The 3,835-nt window shown below is 51.4% G+C and carries 6 protein-coding genes; 3 read left to right on the forward strand and 3 right to left on the reverse strand.

The features are described from left to right. Positions 1 to 73: 73 nt before the first annotated feature. A complete protein-coding gene (locus Q0362_RS02620) occupies positions 74 to 322 on the reverse strand; it encodes a WhiB family transcriptional regulator (RefSeq protein ID WP_096380259.1) in 249 nt (82 codons plus the stop codon). Positions 323 to 526: 204 nt separating this feature from the next. Here Q0362_RS02620 and Q0362_RS02625 point away from each other — a divergent pair, with 204 nt between their 5' ends. Next, positions 527 to 967 carry a hypothetical protein gene (locus Q0362_RS02625; protein ID WP_298119470.1) on the forward strand — a complete coding sequence of 147 codons (441 nt, stop codon included), beginning with the start codon at positions 527 to 529 and terminating at the stop codon, positions 965 to 967. 3 nt (positions 968 to 970) lie between these two features. On the opposite strand, the gene bcp is transcribed toward Q0362_RS02625, so the two are convergent. After that, the gene (gene bcp / locus Q0362_RS02630; protein WP_298119472.1) at positions 971 to 1,441 is read right to left on the reverse strand and encodes a thioredoxin-dependent thiol peroxidase; all 471 of its coding nucleotides are present in this window, start codon (positions 1,439 to 1,441) and stop codon (positions 971 to 973) included. Positions 1,442 to 1,536: 95 nt separating this feature from the next. Between bcp and rfbB the strand changes: the two genes are divergently transcribed. Together rfbB and rfbD are read left to right on the forward strand one after the other, a co-directional pair. After that, complete coding sequence (gene rfbB, locus Q0362_RS02635) at positions 1,537 to 2,535, forward strand: dTDP-glucose 4,6-dehydratase (RefSeq protein ID WP_298119474.1); 999 nt, start codon at positions 1,537 to 1,539, stop codon at positions 2,533 to 2,535. 5 nt (positions 2,536 to 2,540) lie between these two features. After that, complete coding sequence (gene rfbD, locus Q0362_RS02640; protein WP_366099770.1) at positions 2,541 to 3,395, forward strand: dTDP-4-dehydrorhamnose reductase; 855 nt, start codon at positions 2,541 to 2,543, stop codon at positions 3,393 to 3,395. Here the strand turns inward: rfbD and Q0362_RS02645 are convergent. Further along, a partial coding sequence (locus Q0362_RS02645) for a GDP-mannose 4,6-dehydratase (RefSeq protein WP_298119476.1) occupies positions 3,392 to 3,835 on the reverse strand: 444 nt, incomplete at its 5' end. The two genes, rfbD and Q0362_RS02645, sit on opposite strands and share 4 nt — an antisense overlap.

The raw sequence follows: 3,835 nt of genomic DNA on the forward strand, positions 1-3,835 counted from the left end.
CAGTGCAACTAACGCTCGGATAACAACGAAACCCCTCCAGAAATTCTGGAGGGGTTTCGTCTTGGAAAGCTAATTAGCTAGCGCGACGGGCGCGTGCAGCGCGACGCTTGAGTGCGCGACGCTCGTCTTCGCTGAGGCCACCCCATACGCCTGAGTCCTGACCGGTCTCGAGAGCGTACTGAAGGCACATCTCGGTGACGGTGCAGCGAGAGCAGACAACCTTTGCCTTGTCGATCTGGTCGACAGCGGGGCCGGTGTTACCTACTGGGAAGAACAGCTCTGGGTCTACAGTCAGGCAAGCTGCGTCGTTACGCCAATCCATGGGGATACTCCTTGTTTGTGGGCATGGGAAAAACCAAGTGAAGATGCATTCGGACTAATAAACGAATGCGTGTCGAGAGCCAGTCCCAAACAATATTCAGAGCGAATATTTGCTTGCCCACAACGACGTAGGGGCTTATCGACTTAGATAATGGTTACACGCCTTCAAGTTAAGGTCAAGACTTTTTTCTAAGAAATGCAGAATATGACTGAAAATGTGCCTCAAAACCCCACAAATCCGGGATCACACGGTCACGAGCGGAAGCGCCGAAGTCCTTTGGTCGCGTTACTTGGTGTCCTGGTGAGCATTGAGGCACTGATGGTGACCGCTGGTGCTCTTTATTTCTTGAGCAGAATCTTTATGGAAATCCCGGAGAATCTCTCTGGTGCAATTGTGATCTTTGCCATCACGTTAGTTATCGCCATTGGCCTTGTTGCTACAGCAATTGGGACATTCAGAGCACAATCCTGGACTCGAGGTGCAATAGTGACATGGCAAATCCTACAATTTGCTGTTGCAACGTCATTTATTCAAGGAATTCAGGCTTGGCAGCCGGTGGGTTGGCTGCTCATAGTCTTTGCAGTTGGCACAGCTGTTCTGCTGTTTACTCGCCCCGTCATCACTGCGATGACAGCAGAGAAGTAGGTTCTAAGCCAGCCCCAGCTTGCCCTTAAGGCTTGCGACGTGACCGGTTGCCTTCACGTTGTAGAGGGGAAGCTCAATCTTTCCTGCTTCGTCGATGACGAAGGTTGAGCGAATGACACCCATCACCGTTTTTCCATACATGGACTTCTCGCCATAGGTGGCATATGCATTGTGAACTGTAAGTTCGGGGTCACTCAGAAGAGGGAAGGTAAGACTTTCGTTTGTTTCGAACTTCTTCAACTTGGCCGGTGCATCCTTGGAAACACCCAGTACGACGTAACCGGAAGCTGCAAGTGAAGCAAGGCTGTCGCGGAAGTCACAAGCCTGCTTGGTGCAGCCAGGGGTAGATGCTGCGGGGTAGAAGTACAGGATGACTTTCTTGCCTGCATAGTCAGAAAGACTGACGGGGTTACCGTTCTGATCGGGCAGGGTAAATGCAGGAGCTTGTTGTCCGGCTTCAAGGCGAGTAGTCATTACTACAGGTTATTCCAGCTGAGCAAACACTGCTACAAGGTCCACCACAGATAAACTGGATATTCATTCAAAATGCAAGTTTGAGGTGTGGTTAAGTGAGCAAGATTCTCGTTACAGGTGGAGCAGGCTTCATCGGTTCTAACTTTGTGCACTACCTCATGGACAACACTGACCACGAAGTCACTGTTCTCGACTCACTGACCTATGCAGGAAACAAGGCGTCCCTGGTCGATCTGCCTTCAAGCCGGTTTACCTTCGTTCACGGAGACATCCGTGACGCTGAGCTGGTGGATCAGCTTTTCAGTAAGAACGACACCGTTATTCACTATGCTGCGGAGTCTCACAACGACAACTCATTGGATAACCCACGCCCCTTCCTCGAAACCAACATCATCGGTACTTACACACTGCTGGAAGCAGCGCGAAAGTATGACACCAGACTTCACCACATCTCTACAGATGAGGTTTACGGTGACCTTGAGTTGGATGATCCTGAACGCTTCAGCGAATCCACCCCCTACAACCCCTCTAGCCCCTATTCCTCGACAAAGGCAGGAAGCGACCTGTTGGTTCGTGCTTGGGTTCGTTCCTTTGGTGTTCGTGCGACTATCTCGAACTGTTCCAACAACTACGGTCCCTACCAGCACGTAGAGAAGTTCATCCCTCGCCAGATCACGAACGTGATCCGTGGTGTTCGACCCAAGCTCTATGGAGCAGGTGAGAACGTCCGTGACTGGATCCACGCCGATGATCACTCCAGTGCAGTGATGACCATCGTGGATAAGGGTGTCCTCGGTGAGACTTACCTCATTGGTGCTGATGGCGAAAAGAACAACAAAGACGTCGTTGAACTCATCCTCACCACCATGGGGCAGCCAGCTGACGCCTATGACCACGTCACCGATCGCCCGGGTCATGACCTGCGTTATGCCATTGATTCAACCAAGCTCCGCACAGAGCTCGGCTGGAAGCCAACCCACGCAGACTTCGAGTCAGGTATTGCCGCAACCATCGACTGGTACAAGGCAAACGAGGCATGGTGGGCTCCAACTAAGGACGCCACTGAGGCGTTTTACGCCTCAAAGGGTCAGTAACTTTCTTGCCTGAACAAAGAGTTCTCGTCCTGGGGGCGAATGGACAACTGGGAAAAGCACTTCGTGCTGAATTTCCCACTGCTGTGTTTTATGGTCGTGAAGAATGCGACCTTTCGCAGCCTGAAAAAGTCTCTGAACTTCCCTTTGATACTTGTGATGTCATCATCAACGCAGCTGCATACACTGCAGTGGATGCAGCGGAAACTCCTGAGGGAGCTGCGCTCGCAGAAGCGGTCAACGCTTCTGCAGTTGAAGCGCTTTCTGTTCTTGCGGCTGAGCGTGAAATTCTGCTTGTTCATGTCTCTACTGACTACGTCTTTGACGGAACAAAGAAATCACCTTACTTAGAAACAGATCAGTTCAATCCTTTGGGTGTCTACGCACAAACCAAAGCACAGGGCGATCTCGCTGTGCAAAAAGCCCCACGGCATTACCTCCTCCGAACCAGTTGGGTCATTGGCGAAGGTAATAACTTTGTTAGAACCATGGCAGCCCTCGCAGAGCGAGGAATCAAACCATCCGTGGTGAATGATCAAATCGGACGTTTGACCTTCACACAAGATCTTGCAGCAGCAATTCGCCATCTCATTGACTCCAAGGCGCCATTTGGCACTTACAACCTCAGCAACGAAGGCCCAGCATCTAGCTGGGCAGATATTGCAGCACAGGTATATGAGCTCACTGGGCACGATCCTGTAGATGTCACCGGAGTGACAACCGAAGAGTATTTCGCAGGGAAAGAGGGCATTGCTCCCAGGCCGCTGTGGAGCATGCTGGATCTTTCCAAGATTGAAGCAACTGGCTTTATCCCAGCGAGCTGGGAAGCCCGACTAGCCAGTTATTTCTCTCAACTGGACTAGAAGCCGTCAGGGTTTTGGGATTGCCATCGCCATGCATCTTCGCAAGCTAAGTCAATTTCTCTAATGGACGACCAGCCAAGCAAAGTCTTGGCCTTTGATGTATCAGCATAGCAAGTGGCGATATCACCGGGTCTCCGTGGGTGCACAGCAAACGGAATTGGCTTTCCTACACATGTTTCAAATGCCCTGAGTAGCTCAAATACCGAGGTACCTTGTCCTGTGCCGAGGTTCACAGCATGAAACCCAGGTTCAGAAAGATTCAAGGCGGCTACATGGCCTTCGGCAACGTCCATCACGTGGATATAGTCGCGCACGCCGGTGCCATCCGCGGTTGGGTAATCATTGCCAAACACCGACAATTGCTCGCGCCGACCAATGGCAACTTGGCTGATAAATGGCAACAAGTTGTTTGGGATCCCATTTGGATCTTCGCCCATCAG

The organism is uncultured Aurantimicrobium sp. (assembly GCF_936931525.1).
GTDB lineage: Bacteria > Actinomycetota > Actinomycetes > Actinomycetales > Microbacteriaceae > Aurantimicrobium.

What these genes read in the sequence shown, in the direction of transcription:
- Q0362_RS02620 (WP_096380259.1), bottom strand. Translation starts at nt 322, where the DNA reads ATGGATTGGCGTAACGACGCAGCTTGCCTGACTGTAGACCCAGAGCTG.
- Q0362_RS02625 (WP_298119470.1), top strand. Translation starts at nt 527, where the DNA reads ATGACTGAAAATGTGCCTCAAAACCCCACAAATCCGGGATCACACGGT.
- bcp (WP_298119472.1), bottom strand. Translation starts at nt 1,441, where the DNA reads ATGACTACTCGCCTTGAAGCCGGACAACAAGCTCCTGCATTTACCCTG.